19 protein-coding genes are annotated in these 19,753 nt (G+C 60.9%); 6 read left to right on the forward strand and 13 right to left on the reverse strand.

Going from position 1 to position 19,753, the window contains the following annotated elements:
* Positions 1–364 precede the first annotated feature (364 nt).
* Complete coding sequence (locus ACR0K1_RS10045; RefSeq protein WP_480612927.1) at positions 365–724, forward strand: hypothetical protein; 360 nt, start codon at positions 365–367, stop codon at positions 722–724.
* On the opposite strand, the gene ACR0K1_RS10050 is transcribed toward ACR0K1_RS10045, so the two are convergent.
* On the reverse strand, positions 721–1,614 hold the full coding sequence (locus tag ACR0K1_RS10050) for a glycosyltransferase family 2 protein (protein ID WP_480612925.1): 894 nt from the start codon (positions 1,612–1,614) through the stop codon (positions 721–723). The two genes, ACR0K1_RS10045 and ACR0K1_RS10050, sit on opposite strands and share 4 nt — an antisense overlap.
* Positions 1,598–2,938 (reverse strand): proline--tRNA ligase, encoded by a 1,341-nt coding sequence (gene proS / locus ACR0K1_RS10055; RefSeq protein ID WP_480613326.1) that lies wholly within the window; start codon positions 2,936–2,938, stop codon positions 1,598–1,600. Before proS ends, ACR0K1_RS10050 begins: the two co-directional genes overlap by 17 nt.
* A gap of 258 nt (positions 2,939–3,196) precedes the next feature.
* On the opposite strand from proS, the gene ACR0K1_RS10060 reads away from it, so the two are divergent.
* The 3 genes from ACR0K1_RS10060 to ACR0K1_RS10070 are packed head-to-tail and all read left to right on the forward strand — an operon-like array spanning position 3,197 to position 6,554.
* Complete coding sequence (locus ACR0K1_RS10060) at positions 3,197–4,270, forward strand: AI-2E family transporter (RefSeq protein ID WP_480612923.1); 1,074 nt, start codon at positions 3,197–3,199, stop codon at positions 4,268–4,270.
* Positions 4,271–4,960, forward strand: coding sequence for a P-loop NTPase family protein (locus tag ACR0K1_RS10065; protein ID WP_480612921.1), 690 nt, complete (start codon positions 4,271–4,273; stop codon positions 4,958–4,960). It begins immediately after the preceding gene.
* 49 nt (positions 4,961–5,009) lie between these two features.
* Complete coding sequence (locus ACR0K1_RS10070; RefSeq protein WP_480613324.1) at positions 5,010–6,554, forward strand: Ppx/GppA family phosphatase; 1,545 nt, start codon at positions 5,010–5,012, stop codon at positions 6,552–6,554.
* Between the two features lie 6 nt (positions 6,555–6,560).
* Here the strand turns inward: ACR0K1_RS10070 and ACR0K1_RS10075 are convergent, their stop codons facing one another.
* The 6 genes from ACR0K1_RS10075 to scpA form a co-directional block, all read right to left on the reverse strand.
* Positions 6,561–6,938 carry a hypothetical protein gene (locus ACR0K1_RS10075; RefSeq protein ID WP_480850409.1) on the reverse strand — a complete coding sequence of 126 codons (378 nt, stop codon included), beginning with the start codon at positions 6,936–6,938 and terminating at the stop codon, positions 6,561–6,563.
* Positions 6,939–6,975: 37 nt separating this feature from the next.
* Entirely contained in the window at positions 6,976–7,968 is a 993-nt protein-coding gene (locus tag ACR0K1_RS10080; RefSeq protein WP_480612917.1) for an endonuclease/exonuclease/phosphatase family protein, read from the reverse strand.
* 4 nt (positions 7,969–7,972) lie between these two features.
* Entirely contained in the window at positions 7,973–8,653 is a 681-nt protein-coding gene (locus ACR0K1_RS10085; protein ID WP_480612915.1) for a TerB family tellurite resistance protein, read from the reverse strand.
* A 45-nt stretch (positions 8,654–8,698) separates the two neighbouring features.
* Positions 8,699–9,187: an N-acetyltransferase family protein gene (locus ACR0K1_RS10090; RefSeq protein ID WP_480850411.1), complete on the reverse strand. Its 489-nt coding sequence runs from the start codon at positions 9,185–9,187 to the stop codon at positions 8,699–8,701.
* Entirely contained in the window at positions 9,184–9,786 is a 603-nt protein-coding gene (locus tag ACR0K1_RS10095; protein ID WP_480850413.1) for a VOC family protein, read from the reverse strand. Before ACR0K1_RS10095 ends, ACR0K1_RS10090 begins: the two co-directional genes overlap by 4 nt.
* Before the next feature lie 139 nt (positions 9,787–9,925).
* Positions 9,926–12,052 carry a methylmalonyl-CoA mutase gene (gene scpA / locus ACR0K1_RS10100; protein ID WP_480850415.1) on the reverse strand — a complete coding sequence of 709 codons (2,127 nt, stop codon included), beginning with the start codon at positions 12,050–12,052 and terminating at the stop codon, positions 9,926–9,928.
* Between the two features lie 165 nt (positions 12,053–12,217).
* Here scpA and ACR0K1_RS10105 point away from each other — a divergent pair, with 165 nt between their 5' ends.
* Complete coding sequence (locus tag ACR0K1_RS10105; protein ID WP_480612907.1) at positions 12,218–12,664, forward strand: DUF4174 domain-containing protein; 447 nt, start codon at positions 12,218–12,220, stop codon at positions 12,662–12,664.
* A 76-nt stretch (positions 12,665–12,740) separates the two neighbouring features.
* Here ACR0K1_RS10105 and ACR0K1_RS10110 read toward each other — a convergent pair whose 3' ends face one another.
* The gene (locus tag ACR0K1_RS10110; RefSeq protein WP_480612905.1) at positions 12,741–14,786 is read right to left on the reverse strand and encodes an acetyl-CoA carboxylase biotin carboxylase subunit; all 2,046 of its coding nucleotides are present in this window, start codon (positions 14,784–14,786) and stop codon (positions 12,741–12,743) included.
* 116 nt (positions 14,787–14,902) lie between these two features.
* Positions 14,903–15,106: a hypothetical protein gene (locus tag ACR0K1_RS10115; protein WP_480612903.1), complete on the reverse strand. Its 204-nt coding sequence runs from the start codon at positions 15,104–15,106 to the stop codon at positions 14,903–14,905.
* A 650-nt stretch (positions 15,107–15,756) separates the two neighbouring features.
* On the opposite strand from ACR0K1_RS10115, the gene ACR0K1_RS10120 reads away from it, so the two are divergent.
* Positions 15,757–16,908: a DcaP family trimeric outer membrane transporter gene (locus ACR0K1_RS10120; RefSeq protein WP_480612901.1), complete on the forward strand. Its 1,152-nt coding sequence runs from the start codon at positions 15,757–15,759 to the stop codon at positions 16,906–16,908.
* Positions 16,909–16,994: 86 nt separating this feature from the next.
* Here ACR0K1_RS10120 and ACR0K1_RS10125 read toward each other — a convergent pair whose 3' ends face one another.
* From ACR0K1_RS10125 to ACR0K1_RS10135, 3 genes are all read right to left on the reverse strand, one after another.
* A complete protein-coding gene (locus tag ACR0K1_RS10125) occupies positions 16,995–17,348 on the reverse strand; it encodes a hypothetical protein (RefSeq protein WP_480612899.1) in 354 nt (117 codons plus the stop codon).
* A 136-nt stretch (positions 17,349–17,484) separates the two neighbouring features.
* Entirely contained in the window at positions 17,485–17,856 is a 372-nt protein-coding gene (locus ACR0K1_RS10130) for a DUF6497 family protein (protein WP_480850418.1), read from the reverse strand.
* 220 nt (positions 17,857–18,076) lie between these two features.
* Positions 18,077–19,609 carry an acyl-CoA carboxylase subunit beta gene (locus tag ACR0K1_RS10135; protein WP_480612896.1) on the reverse strand — a complete coding sequence of 511 codons (1,533 nt, stop codon included), beginning with the start codon at positions 19,607–19,609 and terminating at the stop codon, positions 18,077–18,079.
* Positions 19,610–19,753: the final 144 nt, after the last annotated feature.

Here is a 19,753-nt window from a genome sequence, read left to right on the forward strand (position 1 = left end):
TGTTGTGTGCGGGGACCCTTTCGGCATTTCGCCGGATGGTCAAGCCGGTAGTGGGTTCAAGGCGCGTCAGGCACCGCGCAGGACGCGGCATTCAGCGCAAAAACCCGGTGCGAATCAGTTTTCGAGCGCTGGATGGCAGTTCTGGTAAAAAGAGATTTGAGAGCGGCGATTATACCGCTGGTTGTGATGCCGTTCACAGACAGGGCGGTATTGTTTCAGCTATGAAGTCAATGTAGCTGTCGCGTGAGCGACTGAATTCAAACTGCAACATATTTGTAAGCAATTTTATTTCGTCTTTTGCTTATTTAGCGAAACTTTGTCACCCTTATTGTGGGGGAACACATTTAACGAGCGGGGGTCGCTCATGTTTATGGATACGAGTACACAAGGGTCGGGCCCGATTTTGGCCCAAAAAGCATCATCAGAACTGGATTGTGAAAGCGCGGCCCTGCTGCGCGCAGCCATCCGCCCGGTATTTGCCACGGCGGCAAGCTGGGCGAATTTGGCGGATGTCCTGAGGGACAAGGGATACCGTCTGGCCTTCCGCGAAGGGCGGCTGTGTATCACCGACCGCGCCACCGGCGCACGGGTTTGCGGGATACGTTTTCTGGGCTTCGAACTTCGGGATCTGGTCAGACGCATGGGACGCCCCATCGTCGTAGCGCGTGGCAACGGCGCGGATGGCGAGGTGCTGATCACCCGGCCGACAAACGGCCACGGCTAAAACCTGCGCCAGACCTGAACCGACCGGCGCAGGGATTTTGACAGACTGTGACGGGCCGCCGCCCGGATGGCGTCAGGAGTATCGGATCGGCGCAACAGTTCAGCCATCAGTTTTGCGGGCATGTGGCCGCGCTGGTAGAACCTTTGAAAATCCTGCTCAGTCAAGCCCCGCGCGGTTTGGAACCCCGCGTAGTAATTTACCCAGACCCGCGCGTAATCCTGACCGGTTGTGGTATCGTCGCTGGTCGCCCCCCTGTCCCAGAACAGGGAAATCGCATCCTCCATCCGCTCACCCCGATAACCAGCCCCGATCATCCGCAGCATCAGGTCGTAATCCGCCGCAATGCGATATTGCGTGTCATGCCCGCCCAGGGCCATGAATACATTCCGTTTGATGAACACCGAGTTGTGGCAAAACGGCATGCGCTGCAGGATCGCTTTCAGCGACATCCGGTGAAAGGGTTTTTCCGAACCATCTTCGAACCGCTGCACGGTCGAGCCGTACAGAAAATCGGGCCGGGTCGCCCGCAGCCTGTCTGCCGCAATGTTCAGAATGCCATCCGACACCAGAGAGTCATCGGAATTGAGAAACAGCAGATACGCACCACGCGCCGCCTGCGCGCCCTTGTTCATCGCGTCATACAGCCCGGCATCGGGTTCGGTAATGAACCGGGTGCGCGGCGCGGCGGCGGTCAGGTCCTGAATGAACGCGACGGTTCCGTCCGACGAGGCGCCATCCTGAATCACATGTTCCGCCTGCGCACAATTCTGCCGCGCCATGCAATCGATGACGCGGCGAAAACTGTCCTGTCGCCCTTGCGACAGCAGTTTGTAGGTCGCGGTGACGACCGAGATCAGCGGCGCGTCGCCTGGATCAGGCGATCTGCTCATAAATCTCGGCGATTCTGGTGACGGCGGCCTCGGGGCTCAGTTCCTCGCTCTCGCCGGTGCGGCGGCTGGTCAGTTCGACAACGCCGTTCTTCAACCCGCGCGGCCCGACCGTGATGCGCCAGGGCAGGCCGATCAGGTCCATCGTCGCGAATTTGCCGCCCGCGCGTTCGTTGCGGTCGTCGTACAACGGCTCAAGGCCCAGCGCGGTCAACGCCTTGTAGAGGTTTTCGCAGGCCGCATCCGCCTCTTCATCACCCTGTTTCAGGTTCACGATCCCGCAGTGGAACGGCGTCACCCCTTCAGGCCAGATGATGCCTTTGTCGTCATGGCTGGCCTCGATGATCGCACCGATCAGGCGGCTGACGCCGATGCCGTGGCTGCCCATATGGACCGGAACCGGCTTGCCGTCGGGGACTTGTACGGTTGCGCCCATCGCCTCGGAGTAATTTGTGCCGAAATAGAAAATCTGACCAACCTCGATCCCGCGCGCCACGCGGCGGCGGTCTTCGGGGATCTGATTGAACAGGGCTTCGTCATGCGTCTCATCGGTGCGGGCGTATTTCGAGGTGAACTCATCCATGATCGCCTGACATTGCGCGCGGCTGTCATAGTCGATCTCGCGGTCGCCAAAGGTCAGATCGGTAACGGCGCTGTCATAGAACACCTCGGATTCACCGGTGTCGGCCAGAACAAGGAATTCATGCGTATAGTCGCCGCCGATGGGGCCGGAATCGGCGCGCATCGGGATCGCCTGCAGGCCCATGCGTTCGTAGGTGCGCAGGTAGCTGACCAGATGGCGGTTATACGCGTGCAGCGCGTCTTCCTTGGTCAGGTCGAAATTGTAACCGTCCTTCATGTAGAACTCGCGGCCCCGCATCACGCCGAAACGCGGACGGATTTCGTCGCGGAATTTCCACTGAATCTGATAGAGCGTCAGCGGCAGGTCTTTGTAGCTGTTCACGTGGCCGCGGAAGATGTCGGTCACCAGTTCTTCGGCGGTCGGTGTAAAAAGCATATCCCGGTCATGCCTGTCCTTCATCCGCAGCATTTCCTGACCGTAGCCGTCATAGCGCCCGGATTCGCGCCACAGGTCCGCCGATTGCAGGATCGGCATCTGGATGGCGATATGCCCTGCCCGCGCCTGTTCCTCGTGCACGATGTTTTCCAGCTTGCGCAGCACTTTGAAGCCAAGCGGCAGCCACGAGTATATCCCAGCAGCGGCCTGCTTGATCATCCCGGCGCGCAGCATCAGCCGGTGGCTGACGATCTGGGCCTCGGACGGGTTTTCCTTGAGAACGGGCAGAAAGTAACGGCTGAGGCGCATTTCGTAACCTTTTAGGTGGAACTTCAACATTCAGGTGATTATGCCAAACCCCCGCCGGGGGCAATCGGGCATTGGCGTTTTTGCGGTCTCCGACCGATTGGTTTGGCAATTGACCTGCCCAAGACGGATTTCAGATGCGGCCATTCGGAGCCGCCGCGCCGCAAATCCACCACTACGGAAATCAACCTCATGAACCGCTTGCATCGGTCCGCCCCTTGGGCCAAGAACATCTGAAAGCGCCTGAACAAGGGGACGGACATGGCTTTGCCTGTAAAGGATCAGCTCAGATATTGGGGCATCGCTACGGCGATCTTTGTGCTGATCCTGTGGGCACTTGGCGATGTCCTGCTGCCCTTTGTGATCGGTGGCGCAATTGCCTATTTCCTGGACCCGGTCGCGGATCGGCTGGAAAATCTGGGCCTGTCGCGCATGGCGGCGACCGGCATCATCACCGTTGTCGGCGTGCTGGGCTTTGTGGTTGGCATCCTGGCGGTCGTGCCCGCTTTGATCACGCAGCTGATCGACCTGATCGATGTGATGCCCAGCCTGTTCAAAGAGCTGCGCGCCTTTATAGAAAAACAGTTCCCCTCCATTCTGGACCGCGAATCCAGCTCTCACCAATTTCTGGTGTCGCTGGGCAACACGCTGAAATCCAAAACCGGCGATGTGCTGCAATCGGTTGTCACCTCGCTGGGGTCGGCCATCAACGTAGTTGTCCTGCTGGTCATCGTTCCGGTCGTTGCAGTCTACCTACTGCTGGACTGGGACCGCATGATCGCCCGGATCGGAGAGCTTCTGCCGCGCGATCACGCCCCCACCATCAAACGGCTGGCGGGTGAGATTGACGGTGTTCTGGCCTCGTTCGTGCGCGGCATGGGGACGGTCTGCCTGATCCTCGGGACCTACTATGCCGTGGCGCTGATGCTGGTGGGCCTGCAATTTGGCCTGATCGTCGGGTTCATCGCCGGGCTGGTGACCTTCATCCCCTATCTCGGCGCATTGATCGGCGGCACGCTGGCCATCGGGCTGGCGCTGTTCCAGTTCTGGGGCGATTGGGCCCATGTGGGGCTGGTGGCCGGTATCTTCGCCTTGGGTCAGGTGACCGAGGGCAACTTCCTGACACCCAAGCTGGTCGGCAGTTCCGTCGGTCTGCACCCGGTCTGGCTGCTGCTGGCGCTGTCGGTGTTTGGCGCGCTGTTTGGCTTTGTCGGCATGCTGGTCGCCGTACCGGTGGCCGCCGCACTAGGCGTTCTGGCGCGGTTCGCGACCTCGCTGTATCTGGACAGCCGTCTCTATACCGGTCTGGAAGACCAGGATCAGGAAGACGCGTAAATGGCCCGACAGCTTAGCTTTGATCTGCCAGCCAAGACCGCGCTGGGCCGAGAGGATTTTTTCGTCTCGCCCGCCAACGCGCTGGCGGTGGCGATGATTTCGGCGACCTCGTGGCCCGGCAACAAGCTGGTGCTGACCGGCCCGGCGGGCGCAGGCAAAACCCATCTGGCCCATGTCTGGGCGGCTGAAACCGGCGGCCGGATCATCAATGCCGCCGACCTGCGCCACGAGGATGTGCCCGACCTGTGCCGCACGCCAATCGCGGTCGAGGACGTGCCTGCAATTGCCGATGACATGGAACAGCAGAAAACCCTGTTCCACCTGCACAATCTGATTCTGGCCGAGGGGCATGCCCTGCTGATGACCGGGCGCTTGGTTCCGAAATTCTGGCAACTGCCGCTGGCCGATCTGCAAAGCCGGGTCGAAGGCGCGCATCATGTTGCGCTTGATCCGCCCGACGACGCGCTGTTGGGGGCGGTGCTGGCGAAGCTGTTTCTGGACCGGCAGCTCAATCCCGGCCCCGAGGTTATCGCCTATCTGGTCAAACATATGGATCGCCGCTTCGAAACCGCTGCCAATGTGGTCGCGCAGCTGGATCATCTGGCGCTGTCGGAAAAACGCGACATCACCCGTGCGCTGGCGGTCCGGGTTCTGAATGCCGATCCCAATAAGGATAATACGAATGATTGACCCGCAACCTGCGATTTCGCATCCTGTGGCCGGATCATCTGGGAACGACATGGAACAGACCGTCAAAGCCGACATTCCCGATTGGGGGCCTTTCGGAAAACCTCTGTTTGATGACCCGGGGGTCAGGGCGCTGTCGCGCGTTGGGGTTGTCGATGTGGGGTCGAACTCGGTCCGGATGGTGATCTTTGACGGCGCAGCCCGCTCGCCCGCCTATTTCTACAACGAAAAAGTCATGTGCGAACTGGGCGCGGGCCTGTCGGAAACCGGGCGCCTGAACCCTACGGGGCGGGACCGCGCATTGGCGGCCTTGCGGCGGTTCCAGCGACTTGCCAGCGATCTGGACCTGCCCGGTCTGCATGTGGTGGCCACTGCGGCTGTGCGCGAAGCAAAGGACGGCCCCGAATTCTGCAAGCAGGTCGAGGCCGAAACCGGCCTTCAGGTACAAGTCATCGATGGTCAGGAAGAGGCCCGGCTGTCCGCTCAGGGCGTTCTGCTGGGCTGGCCCGGAGCCTATGGCCTGATCTGCGATATCGGCGGGTCGTCAATGGAACTGGCCGAAATCGCAGATGGAGAGGTGGGCCGGCGCATGACCTCGCCCCTTGGTCCGCTCAAGCTGCGCGACATCAAGGGCGGGCGGCGGGCCCGCAAGGCGCATATCAAATCCACGATGGAAGAGCTGCGCGACAATATGGGAAAGCAGCGGGACCGTCTGTTCCTTGTCGGCGGCAGTTGGCGCGCCTTTGCGCGGTTGGACATGCTGCGCCGGGGATATCCGCTGAACGTGCTGCACGAATACCGCATGACCACCAAGCAGGTGCACCAAACCATCAAATTCATCGAAGCCAACGACCACGACAAGCTGCGCAGCAACGCCGGTGTCTCGAGCTCGCGCATGGCGCTGATCCCCTATGCGATGGATGTTCTGGCCCGTCTGATCCGGACGTTCAAACCCAAGGATATCGCAATCTCAAGCTACGGTATCCGCGAGGGTCTGTTATACGAACAGATGTCGCCCGAGCTGCGCGACCGCGACCCGCTGATTGAGGCAAGCCGGTTCTCCGAATCCAAAGACGCCCGTCTGCCGGGGTTTGGCCGCCACCTGTTCGAGTTTGTGATGCCCCTGTTCAAATCCGCCCCTCCGGCGCGGGTTCGACTGATCAAGGCGGCCTGCCTGTTGCACGACGTCAGTTGGCGCGCCCATCCCGATTACCGGGCCGAGGTCTGCTTTGACAACGTGACGCGCGCCAATCTGGGCGGGCTGAAACACGCTGAGCGGATTTTTATCGGTCTGGCCCTGCAACACCGCTACCGCAACAAACGCGAGAGCAACCGGTTCACCGAACTGTATGATCTGCTGGATGAGCACGGGCAGAAACAGGCCGAGGTTCTGGGCAAGGCGATGCGGTTCGGGGCGATGCTGTGGATGCACAACGACGCCAATATGGGGCGGATGCGGTTCTATCCAAAAAGACGACAGCTTGATCTGTTCCTGCCCAAAGCCGCTGGCCCCTTGTTCAACGAGGTTGCCGAAGCGCGGTTGAATTCCCTTGCCAGCACCCTGAAATCCGAAACCCGGGTGATCATCAAAGGCTGAACCGGCTTAAATGTCGGTCAGACCGTCATCGGGGGCCTCTTCGGCCTGATCTGGTTCGTCCAATGGTTCCTGGGGTGGCTTTTTGCGAATGATGATATCACCGTTGGGCAGAATTTCGGGTGCCTCGTAGACGCTCCAGTCTTCGATCTCACCGGCAAGCTCTGCCAGTGCGGGCCCCATTTCTTCAAAGAATGACTGCATGGCCGGACCGAATTTCTGCGCCAGCCCAAGCAGTTCCTCCAGAGTGGGCGACATCTCTTCCCGCAGGCCTTCGAAGAACAGTTCGGCCCCCTGCTCCATCAGGGATTTGCCGCTGTCTTCCTCGGCGAAGGCGGGCGTGGCAAGGGCGGCGGAAACCGCGCCGATCATCAGGACATGTCTCATGCTGAAAATATAGGCCAGCCGGGGCGCGCTTGAAAGATCACAGATCGATATCCAGCGTCACGGGAAAATGGTCCGAGGCGGTCAGCAACGCATCCCGCAATTCGGGCCGGGACCAGCAGTCCGTGTCACGAAACGGATGCCAGATGCGCCAGGCCGGGCGGCGCGCGCGCAGGTTTTGGGTGACCATTATGTAATCCAGAAGCGCCTCGAGATATTTGCCCTCTTTCGGCCTCGCAAACCGCGCCGTCGACGGCACAGACCCCGGACGCGGGCCGTGCGCCGTGACCGCGTGGGGGTCAAACAGCCCGGCCTGCAGCACAATCTCGACCGAGGAGCGCCCGAACAGATGTTCGAACTCATCCAGACCGGGCCCGTCGTTCAGATCGCCCAACAGGACCACGGGCTCATCCGCCGCCACATGCGCCGCGACCCGGCGGGCCAGCCAGATCGCCTGCGCCAGTTGCTTGCGCCGGTTGGCGATCGAGATACGGATCGCTTCGTCGCGGCTTTCAGCCCCGTGCGGCGCTTTGGACTTCAGATGCGCACCGATCAGGCGGAACGCGAACCCCGCCCGCGTTTCCACCGCCAGTTCCATCGGAGGTTTAGAGAACCGCACCACATCCTCGGTCGCGTCCACATCCAGATCGATCCGGAATTCGCCGTCGAACCGGGGCGCATTCTGATCCTGCTGCGGGTCATGGCGCGCGGTCAGAACGTTTGGATCATATAGCAGCGCCAGTTCCTGATGCGTGTCATTGGGAAAACCCATGATCGCGTTCGAGGTGCGCAGACCAAACGCCTCGGCAAACGCCTGCAACGCCCTGACGGTATTCTGACGTTTTCCGGTGTTCGGGGCCTCGACGATCAGAACCGCATCCGCGTCAATCGCGGTCAGAACCTTGGCAATCGCTTCGACCTGCTGTGCCTTTGTCACATCGTGCCGACCGGACCAGCTGTCATCCACGATCAGCCTGTCATCCCGGTCGAACAGGTTGGCGAACCATTCGATATTGTAGGTCGCCAGCCGCATCCGATCAGGCCCGCGCGCCGTTGATCTCGTCCCAGGCGCGGTTGATATCGATCATCTTTTTCTCGGCCAACCGAATGGCTTCCTCGGGCACGCCCCGCGCCATCATGGCGTCGGGATGGGTGTCACGAACCAGTTGCCGCCAGACCTTGCGGATGTCGGGCAGCGGCATGTCATGCGGCACACCGAGAACGGTATAGGGGTCCTTTGGCGCGTCCGGTACAAACCGGGCCCGCAACGCCTGAAACTGAGCGTCTGTTTGACCGAAAATCCGGCTGACATCCTCCAGAAACTGGTTTTCGTTGGGGTGGTAAAAGCCGTCGGCCATCGCAATGTGGAACAGACCTTCCATCAGATCGCAGAGCGTGGTGCTGTCCTCGTTGAACATCCGGGCGATCTTGCGGGCATAGTCCTGATACCCGGCAACGTCGGTCCGGGCCATGTTGAAAACGCGCGCTGCGCCCTCTTCGTCCTCGCGGGCGATCTGGAAAACGTCGCGAAAAGCCGTGACCTCATCCCGCGTCACCTGCCCGTCGGCCTTGGCCATTTTCGCACCCAGCGCGATCACCGCGATGGTAAACGCCACCGACCGTTCGGGCGGCGAGCGCAGCTTTTCGAAAACGGCGGTAAGGCTTTCGCCTTGGGCCAGCGCGCTCAGCGCATCGGATATGCGGGTCCAGATCGACATGGGCGTACCCTAGCGTTCCAATCCGGGACTGTCAGGTGCGACAGATCACCTGGGCACAATAATTTTCTGCATCAGCACAAGATCCAGGCGCTGACCCCATTTGCACCCGACCTCGGGCATCCGGCCCACTTCGGCAAAGCCAAGCGCCGCGTGAAACCTTATGGCATCGGGGTTGGCTGACGAAATCCCGGCGATAAAAACATGTACGTCCTCTGCACGGGCCGAAGCCTCCAGCGCCGCCATCAAAGCCCGTCCCAAACCACGACCACGCGCGTCGGGGGCCAGTTGGATCGTATGTTCGCGGCACTGGGCATAGCCCGGACCGGCGCGGAACGGGCCGTATGTGGCGAAGCCCGCCACCTGCCCGTCCAACTCAGCAACGAGATAGCCGGGGCCACGCGACCGGATATCATCTGCGATGCTGTCTTCGCTGCGTTCCTGCGTCGTGAATGTCACCAGCGTATCGCGAATGATCGCGTTCGTGATCTGCGCGATGGCGGTCGCATCCCCAACCTGCGCCTGACGAATGCTCATTCCAACACGCGTAAGCCATGCGGTGTCTCGAATTCCGCCCGCAAGGCGGCGGGGCCGGTGTCGAACACCACATAGTCCAGTTCACCCAATTGCCGCGCCAGTGTCAGGGCATCGGGGTGATACACCACCAAGCGGCGCAACCGGCACAGGCTGTCCGGCAGCATTTGCGCGGGATGCAGGTCGCCCTGCCACTGAATCAAAGCAGGAAACAGGTTGTCGAACGGCAACCGGCCATTCGGAGGCACGGCCATCCGCCACCGCAACGCACCCCGGCTCAGATCAATGGGCTGCCCGGTGCCATCGGGAAACATCGATAGCGAGGCCTCAATGTCGCTGACCCGGCAAATCCAGTTGGTCAGGCGGGGCAGGCCCTGAAACCGGTCCAGATCGAGCCATCTTGTCCGCTTGGGGTTGGGGGCATCGGGGTCAATGGCGATAGCCTCAAGATACAGCCCGTCCTTCAGGCCGAGTAACTGGTTATGGGTTCCGAATTTCTCGTGCTTTCCACCCGCCTGCAACCTGACCCCAAGCGCCGCTTCCACATGCGCCGCTGCCTCTTCCAGAGTAGTCCCAGCCACCGCGATATGATCCAGTTCCATTCGGCCCTCCATCCCAGCAACCCTACCCGCAAGGCAAAAGGGCGCAAGCCTCAGCCGCGCCCTTCTTCTGTTTGGAAATGCCTTCGGGAGAGAATGTACCGCAAGGCGAAGAAAGGGGCGAAAAGGCCCCCGCCCCGCTTTACGCCTGCGCCTCGCCGATCAGACGCAGAATATCCTGTGCCGCCTCGGGAATATTTGTGCCCGGCCCAAAGATCGCCTTGACGCCGTGATCATACAGGAACTGGTAATCCTGCTGCGGAATGACCCCGCCGCAGATCACGATGATATCCTCGGCCCCGGCCTTCTTGAGTTCCTCGACCAGTTGCGGTGCAAGGGTCTTGTGCCCTGCCGCCTGCGAGGAAATCCCGACCACATGCACATCGTTGTCCACCGCATCCTGCGCCGCTTCGGCAGGGGTCTGGAACAGGGGGCCCACATCCACGTCGAAGCCGATATCGGCAAAGGCCGTTGCGATGACCTTGGCCCCCCGGTCATGCCCGTCCTGCCCCATTTTCACGACCAGCAGACGGGGGCGGCGGCCTTCGGCCTCGGCGAAATCTTCGATGGATTTCTGGATCGCGGCAAAGCCTTCGTCGCCTTCGTAGGCCGCGCCATAGACACCGGCCAGCGTTTTCACTTCGGCGCGGTGGCGGCCGAATTCCTTTTCCATTGCCATGCTGATCTCTCCTACGGATGCGCGGGCACGGGCGGCCTCGACGGCGGCGGCCAGCAGGTTGCCACCCTCGCGGGCGGTGGTGGTCAGGGCGTCCAGTGCCTGTTGGCATGCGCCCTCGTCCCGCGTGGCGCGGATACGTTCCAAACGCGCGACCTGCGCCTCGCGCACGGCGACATTGTCGACGTCCAGAATGTCGATCAGGTCTTCCTGTTCCTTGCGATACTTGTTGACTCCGACGATCACCTCGTCGCCCCGGTCGATCATCGCCTGACGCCGCGCCGCGCTTTCCTCGATCCGCAGCTTGGGCATGCCGCTGGCGACGGCCTTGGTCATGCCGCCCATCTCTTCGACCTCTTCCATCAGGGCCCAGGCCTTTTCGACCAGCTCATTGGTCAGGCTTTCGATGTAATAGGACCCGGCCAGCGGATCGACCACATCGGTCACGCCGGTTTCCTCCTGCAGCACCAGTTGGGTGTTCCGCGCGATGCGGGCCGAGAAATCGGTGGGCAGGGCAATCGCCTCGTCCAGCGCGTTGGTGTGCAAACTTTGCGTGCCGCCCAGAACGGCGCTCATCGCCTCATAAGCGGTGCGGATCACGTTGTTATAGGGGTCCTGTTCCTGCAGAGACACGCCCGAAGTCTGGCAATGGGTCCGCAGCATTTTCGACCGCTCGGACTTTGCTCCGAAATCTGTCATCACCCGATGCCAGAGCGTACGTGCGGCACGCAGCTTGGCGATCTCCATGAAGAAATTCATGCCGATGGCAAAGAAGAAGGACAGCCGCCCGGCGAATTTGTCCACGTCCATCCCCGCCTGCGTCGCGGCCCGCACATATTCGCGCCCGTCGGCCAGCGTATAGGCCAGTTCCTGCACCAGGTTCGCGCCAGCCTCTTGCATGTGATAGCCGGAAATCGAGATCGAGTTGAACTTGGGCATCTCGTTCGAGGTGTATTCGATGATGTCCGAGATGATCTTCATCGACGGGTCCGGCGGGTAGATATAGGTGTTGCGCACCATGAACTCTTTCAGAATGTCATTCTGAATGGTGCCCGACAGGACCGACTTGTCGTGCCCCTGCTCCTCACCCGCCACGATGAAACTTGCCAAAATCGGAATTACCGCGCCGTTCATGGTCATCGAGACCGAAACCTTGTCCAGCGGGATGCCGTCGAACAGGATCTTCATGTCCTCGACGCTGTCAATCGCCACACCGGCCTTACCCACATCGCCGACCACGCGCGGGTGGTCACTGTCGTAGCCGCGGTGCGTTGCCAGATCGAAGGCGACCGAGACGCCCTGCTGACCAGCCGCCAGATTGCGGCGATAAAAGGCGTTCGATTCCTCGGCCGTCGAAAAGCCCGCATATTGGCGGATCGTCCACGGTCGCCCCGCATACATCGTGGCCTTCACGCCCCGCGTAAACGGCCCGAACCCGGGCAGCGAGCCCATATGGGGCAGATCAGCCGTGTCCGCTTGCGTATAAAGCGGCTTAACGTCGATCCCTTCGAGCGTTTCTTTAGTCAGATCATCCAATGGCCGTCCGCGCAGTTCTTTCTCAGCCAGCGCGCGCCAGTCACTTGTGTCGGTCATAGAGTCTTCCTCTTGTCAATTCGGTTCGCGGCAGGGCAAGGCCTGCGCGTGGATGTGATCCGGGTCCCGCCTCGCAGGCCACCGCGCGAATTTTTGAGCGCATTGCGCAATTCGCCGGTCGCATTCGCGCGCGCAGGGGCTATATTCAACGGGACAGGAGGCCCCATGACCCGAATGCTTGCCTTTGTTTTCTCGGCACTAATTCCGCTGGCCGCTCTGGCCGCCGACGGGGCTGCGCCTGCCGAGGACACCTTTGTCCGTCCGGTCGGCGACAGTGAGCTCAGCGAGTTTCTGTGGACCCATCGCCCCATTGTGGTCTTTGCGGATACCCCGGCTGATCCCAGATTCCAGCAGCAGATCGATATGCTGCTCGAGGGCGAAGCCGCAATGCGGGACCGGGATGTGGTGGTGCTGACCGATACCGATCCGTCGGCCCGGTCTGCGATCCGGTCCCAGCTGCGCCCGCGCGGGTTCCAGATGGTGTTCGTCGACAAGGACGGCGTGGTCAAACTGCGCAAGCCCAGCCCGTGGAGCGTGCGCGAAATCGGCAGGTCCATCGACAAAACCCCCCTGCGCGAACGCGAAATTCGCGACCGGCGCGAGGGCGGTTGAACGCTTTCGCCACGCCGCAGACCCCCGGCGCAGAACGCCGGAGCCGCAAAGCGATATGACAAAAGCGCAGTCATGATCATTCGAACTCGATGATCACATCGTCCACGGCGAGGCTATCGCCGGGGCCCGCATTGATCTTGGCAACCTTGCCCTTCTTCTCGGCGCGCAGGATGTTTTCCATCTTCATCGCCTCGATGGTGCAGAGCGCCTGACCTTCCTGCACCTCCTGCCCCACTTCGACATCGACTTTCACGATCAGGCCGGGCATCGGGCAAAGCAGCATTTTCGAGGTATCGGGCGGCAGCTTCTCGGGCATCAGCTTGGCCAGTTCTGCCTGACGCGGGCGGCGTACCAGCACCTTGAGGTCGGCTCCCCGGTTGCGGATGCGGAAGCCGCCTGCAACCTTGCCAACCTTCAGAACCAGCGGGCTGCCATCAACGTCCAAAACGGCCAGTTGATCGCCCGGTGTCCAGTCCGACGCCACGCGGAGGGTCACACCATCCTCAAACTTGACGGTTGCGCCTTCTTTGTCGGCGTTGACCTGAACAGCGAATTCATGACCTTCCAGTGACACGACCCAGCGCTTACCCACCTTACGCTCGTGGTTATCCATCCGGCCCGAAACACGGGTGCGGCGAATCTCGGCCACGCGGTGCATCGCGGCACAGGACGCCGCGATACGGCGCAGGTCAGGCTCGGGCAGTTCAACACCTTCGAAGCCTTCCGGGTATTCCTCGGCAATGAAGGCGGTGGTCATGTCGCCGCTGATGAATTTCGGATGATCCATCACCGCCGACAGGAACGGCAGGTTGTGGCCGATCCCCTCAACCTCGAAACTGTCGAGCGCCACGCGCATCGCCTCAATCGCCTGTTCTCGGGTTGGGGCCCAGGTGCAGAGCTTGGCGATCATCGGGTCGTAATACATGCTGATCTCGCCGCCCTCATAGACGCCGGTATCGTTGCGCACGGCGGCCTCGCCTTCGGGCGCGTCCCCCTGCCATTTGCCGTTGACCAGCATCGGACCGGCCGCGGTTTCCTGCGGCGGGCGATAGCGGGTCAGACGACCGATCGAGGGCAGAAAGCCGCGATAGGGATCTTCGGCATACAGACGGTTTTCGATGGCCCAGCCGGTCAGGGTCACGTCATCCTGCGTGATCGACAGCGGCTCACCTGCGGCCACGCGGATCATCTGTTCGACCAGATCGACGCCGGTAATCAACTCGGTGACCGGGTGTTCCACTTGCAGGCGGGTGTTCATCTCAAGGAAGTAGAAATTCTTTTCCCCGTCCACGATGAATTCCACCGTCCCGGCGCTGGCATAGCCAACCGCCTTGGCCAGTGCCACGGCCTGCTCGCCCATCGCCTTGCGGGTTTCGGGGTCGAGGAAGGGCGACGGCGCCTCTTCCACCACTTTCTGGTTCCGGCGCTGGATCGAGCATTCGCGCTCGCCCAGATAGATGCCATTGCCGTGGCTGTCGCAGAGCACCTGAATCTCGATATGGCGCGGCTGAGTGACGAATTTCTCGATGAAAATCCGGTCGTCGCCGAATGAATTCGCAGCCTCGTTCTTGGACGACTGGAAGCCCTCGCGCGCCTCTTCATCGGTCCATGCGATGCGCATGCCTTTGCCGCCGCCACCGGCGCTGGCCTTGATCATCACCGGATAACCGATTTCGTTCGAAATCTTGACCGCCTCATCGGCGTCCTCGATCAGCCCCATATAGCCGGGAACCGTCGAAACGCCCGCCTCCTGCGCGATTTTCTTCGAGGTGATCTTGTCACCCATCGCCTCAATCGCGCCTTTCGGGGGGCCGACAAAGGCGACGCCCTCGGCCTCTAGCGCCTCGGCGAATTTCGCGTTTTCGGACAGAAAGCCATAGCCCGGATGCACCGCCTGCGCGCCGCTTTGGCGGATCGCATCCATCACCTTGTCGATCACGATGTAGGACTGGTTCGCGGGCGGCGGCCCGATATGCACGGACTCATCCGCCATCGACACGTGCAGAGCGTTCTTGTCCGCGTCCGAGTAAATGGCAACGGTGCCGATTCCCATCTTGCGGGCGGTCTTGATGACCCGGCAGGCGATCTCGCCCCGGTTGGCGATCAGGATCTTATTGAACATGAAACGTCCTTTGGCTTGGTGTTCTGGAAACGCGAAACGCCGCCGCAGGGCATGACCCCACGACGGCGTTGTTCGCGATGACGGACGGGACGGCGCGCGCCCCGGAAAACTTCGGATTAGTTACAGCTGTTCTGCGTCTTGCAGTAGAGCACGTTGCCCGCAGCCCCGACGACCGCGCCGAACAGCGGGTCGGCGTTGAGGACCGCTGCCCCAACCGCGCCTGCGCCGCCGCCCAGAATCGCCTGCTCGCCCGTGGTGTCGCCACAGGCGGCAAGGCCCGCGCAGGTCGCAACGGCAAGGATGAGTCGTGAGAATTGCATGTTGTCTGCCCCTTCAGGTTTCTTGATTCACTGACAGGCACTTGCAGGAACAGGCCCTTGTTATTCAATAACACGGGCCGAAAGAACGGGATTTGCGCAGGATTACGCCAGTCCGGGCGCAAGGTGCACGCAAAGAAAAACGCGGACAGGACATTGTGGGGAACACAAGCCTGCCCGCGGAAGGAAGGGGTACGGAATAGTAGGTGCATGTGCGACGCAGGCAAAGTAGAGCCGCACGGCTTAGACAGAATGCACAGCACAATCGAAGCCGCAAACACTGTATTGTTTCCACGGGATTTTCCGGCTGGAAACCGCCCATTCGGCTGAATTCCGCGCAACTTCGCGCCGACAACGGTTTTGGGGTCGAAGCGCATGCAGACAGTCTGATCTGTCACTTTCCTGTTACAAACGTCGCCCGCGGCACCATCTTTCGCACATGCAGCATCACGATACCCGGTCTGCCCTGCCGTGAAAGTTCCATTGCCATGCATAAGGTTAACCGATCTGTTCACCCAGCGGTGATGGACCGGCGATTCCAATGCAATTTTCCTTGAAAAAACAGCCCGTTTTTGTCCCGTTCTCGTGATTTCCCCTGCTGACATTTGCGTGAAATTTTGCCTGTGCACACTCGCACACAAGGAAACATCCACATGATTATAAAGAGAAAAAAGGCAACTCTGCTTGCCGCCTCGGCGTTTAGTGTGACCAGCACGCTCGCTTTTGCCCAAGACGCGGGAACTCAGGCCGAACTGGAGGAGTTGCGCCTTCGCATCGAGGCGCTGGAATCCGTCGGACCGGGCTCGACCCCCGGTGATTTCAGGATCGGAAACACCTCGCTTGAAGTGTATGGCTACGTCAAAGCCGACTTCTTCTATGATTTCGACTTCGACCAGGGCGACACTGCGTTCGTGAACGTGATCGGAGAGCCCTCGGCTGCCACAAGCGGTACCTTTGGTGCCACCGTCCGCCAGTCGCGGATCGGTTTGCTGACCACCACGCCCAGCGCCATCGGTGACATTGGCGGCCAGTTGGAGCTTGACCTGTTTGCAGGCGGCGGTGCTGCCGAGTTGCGCCTGCGCCACGCCAATATCCGCATCGGCGACGAATGGCTGATCGGCCAGTTCTGGACCAACTTCCAGCCGCTGGACACCTATCCGACCTCGGTAGAATTCAACGGTCCGGTGGGTATCGCCTTCGCCCGTGTTCCGCAGGTACGTTACACCAACACAATCGGCAGCAATGCCGAGTTCGCGCTCTCGATCGAGGAAAATGTCGGCGGCTCGAACTCGGACGACCCGGTGCTCACGGCCTCGGCTGAATACAATGACGGAACCTATATCGCCCGCGGCGCCATCCTGTATGGCAAAGCCGAAGGCGGCGGTGTCGAGGTTGATCAGACCGGTCTGACCCTGTCGGGCTCGATCCGCCCGTGGGAAGGTGGCCTGTTTCAGGTCAACTACGTGACCGGTGAGGCGCTGGGCCCCTACCTGATCGGCCTCGGCGACGCGGTTGTCGGCGGTCAGGCCAATGATGTCGATGGTTTCACCGTCGAGTTCCGTCAGCAGGTGAGCGAGAAATGGAACGTCGGCATCTCTTACGGCTACGAAGATTACGATCTTCCGACCTCGACTGGTACGCTGTCCTTCACCGAGCTTGAGACGATCCACGTCAACGCCTTCTATCAGGCCACCGAGACTCTGACGCTGAGCGCCGAGTACATCTATGGCGAAAGGAACGACACGATCTCGGGTCAGAATTTCGACGGCAGCCGGGTTCAGGTTGCGGCGCAGCTGAACTTCTGAACGCATAACGCGACCCTGCCCCCTGTGGGGCGGGGTCTTCGCCAGGGCAGTCCCCGCGCGATGATATGCGGCAGCCGCGTTCACGCTCAGCCCATCCTGTCGAAGATATCGGGGAAGGATTGCCGCGCCGCATCGGGGTCAATCACCAGCAGCGCGTCGTAACTGGCCGGATCAAAGGGGTCTTCGGCCGGTACAACCTCGCGCCCGAACAGCCAGCTCAGCCGGCCGGCATCCAGATTGCCCCGCTCGAACGGCTGGTCGCCGAAATGCTCCCACAGCGCCTCAAAGAACGCCACATCCGCGCGCCGGTCCGCCGGTTTGCGGTCGCGAAACCGTTCGCGGCGGGTCAGTGGCGTGACGCCCTTGGGATTGGCGCGGCGAATGGTGAACTGATAATCCGTGCCGGGCAAACGTCCGGGGAATCCGCGATGCTTCAGCATACCGCCCCCCCTGTCGCCGACACATTCATGGGAACAATAAAGTCGCATCCGTTTGGGGATGAGGGCATAGCGCGTACCTCCAAAGCCGCATCGCTGGTCCGAGATGCCCTGACAGCATGAAAACTGTTGTTCACGGTCAGAGCCCCTCCCAGATACATCCGGATTGATCCAACCGGTAGGCTTCGAAAAACTGTGTCGCATCCGGCGCGGCATCGCCAAATTCCACCGGACGGTCGGACAGCGAGATCACGACAAGCGCAGGCTCGAGCTTGTGCTCGGCGACATAGGCAACCGCCAGCGTCTGGCACAAATGCTCCATGTCGTTCGAGGCCACGTCATAGCCGATCCGCCCGACCGATGCGCCGATCTTCGGCGCGACAAAGCGGAACCGCAGCCAAAGCTCTCCGGGGTTGTTGTCCAGCAGAACGTCGGTCAGTTCGACCGGCTGCCCCGAAGGGACAGGCAGCAGAGCCTGAGCCGACGCAGTGGAACCGAGAACCGAAAGCACCAGACATGTGGCGCAACCCCGGACCCACCAATGGCGGGCTCCTCCTTCCGGGGTCGCGCGCGCAGTGCTGTTGGCCTGCGCAGTTCTATGTCTGTCGGGACGGATCATTCAACTATTTGGCGGCCGTTGTCAAATATGCCTCAGTCCGAGGTTTTTTCTTAACAGCCCACTTGACCTTTCCGGGATTGAATCGGGGCGGCACGCGCCACCCCAAACGGGATTACAGCGGAATATTGTCGTGCTTTTTCCACGGGTTCTTCAACTGCTTGCCCCTCAGGCTCGCAAACGCTCGGGATACGCGGCGGCGGGTCGACTGCGGCATGATCACCTCGTCAACAAAGCCGCGTTCGGCGGCAACGAAGGGATTCGCAAAACGATCCTCGTAATCCGCGACGTGCTGCGCCGTTTTCTCTGCATCCGCCAGATCCGCGCGGTGAATGATCTCGGTCGCGCCCTTGGCACCCATCACCGCAATCTCGGCGGTCGGCCAGGCATAATTGAAATCGCCGCGCAGATGCTTGGACGCCATAACCACATAGGCACCGCCATACGCCTTGCGGGTGATCACGGTGACTTTTGGCACCGTCGCCTCGCCATAGGCATAAAGCAGCTTGGCACCGTGCTTGATCACGCCGCTATATTCCTGCTGCGTCCCCGGCAGAAAGCCCGGAACATCCACGAATGTCAGGATCGGAATCTCGAAACAGTCGCAGAAGCGCACGAACCGCGCGGCCTTGCGCGAGCTGTCGATATCCAGACACCCGGCCAGCACCATCGGCTGGTTGGCGACAACACCGACTGTCTGGCCTTCCAGCCGGATGAAGCCGGTGATGATGTTCTTGGCGAAGTCTTCCTGAATTTCATAAAAGTCGCCCTCATCCGCCACTTTGGTGATGAGTTCTTTCATATCGTAAGGCGTGTTCGGGTTGTCCGGCACCAGAGTGTCCAGCGACGTTTCCACCCGGTCCGGTTCATCAAAGAACGGACGCACCGGAGGTTTCTCGCGATTGTTGAGCGGCAGGAAATCCACCAGACGCCGCACCTCGGCCAGCGCCTCGACATCGTTTTCAAACGCGCCATCAGCGACCGAGGATTTCTTGGTGTGGGTCGACGCCCCGCCCAACTCCTCAGCCGTCACGACCTCGTTGGTGACGGTTTTCACCACGTCCGGGCCAGTCACGAACATGTAGGAAGAGTCTTTGACCATGAAGATGAAGTCGGTCATCGCCGGGCTGTACACCGCGCCGCCCGCACAGGGACCCATGATCACACTGATCTGCGGCACCACGCCCGAGGCGGTAATGTTGCGCTGAAACACCTCGGCATATCCGGCCAGCGAGGCGACACCTTCCTGGATTCGCGCCCCGCCCGAGTCGTTGATGCCGATGATCGGCGCACCGTTCTGCACCGCCATATCCATGATCTTGCAAATCTTCTGCGCGTGGGTTTCAGACAGCGAACCGCCAAAAACGGTGAAGTCCTGACTGAACACATAGACCATACGGCCATTGATCGTGCCCCAGCCTGTGACGACACCATCCCCGGCATGCTGTTGTTTTTCCATTCCGAATTCGGTGCAGCGGTGGCTGACGAACATGTCGAACTCTTCAAAGCTGCCCTCATCCAGCAGCAGTTCGACCCGCTCGCGCGCAGTCAGCTTTCCACGCGAATGCTGCGCGTCGATCCGCCTTTGCCCGCCACCCAGCCGGGCGTCGTTGCGGCGGTCTTCAAGCTCGGAAAGGATGTCTTTCATGGCGATAATCCCCTTTGAAATTTGAGCGGACCCTACCCGTTCCGCCCTGGACCCCAAAGCAGTTTTCCGCAAATTTGCAAACCTTTAGCAAGACGGCTAAGGAAAAGTGTAAACTTGCTAAGTTTCGAATTGATACGACCGAGG

Source organism: Ruegeria sp. F5 (assembly GCF_056533845.1).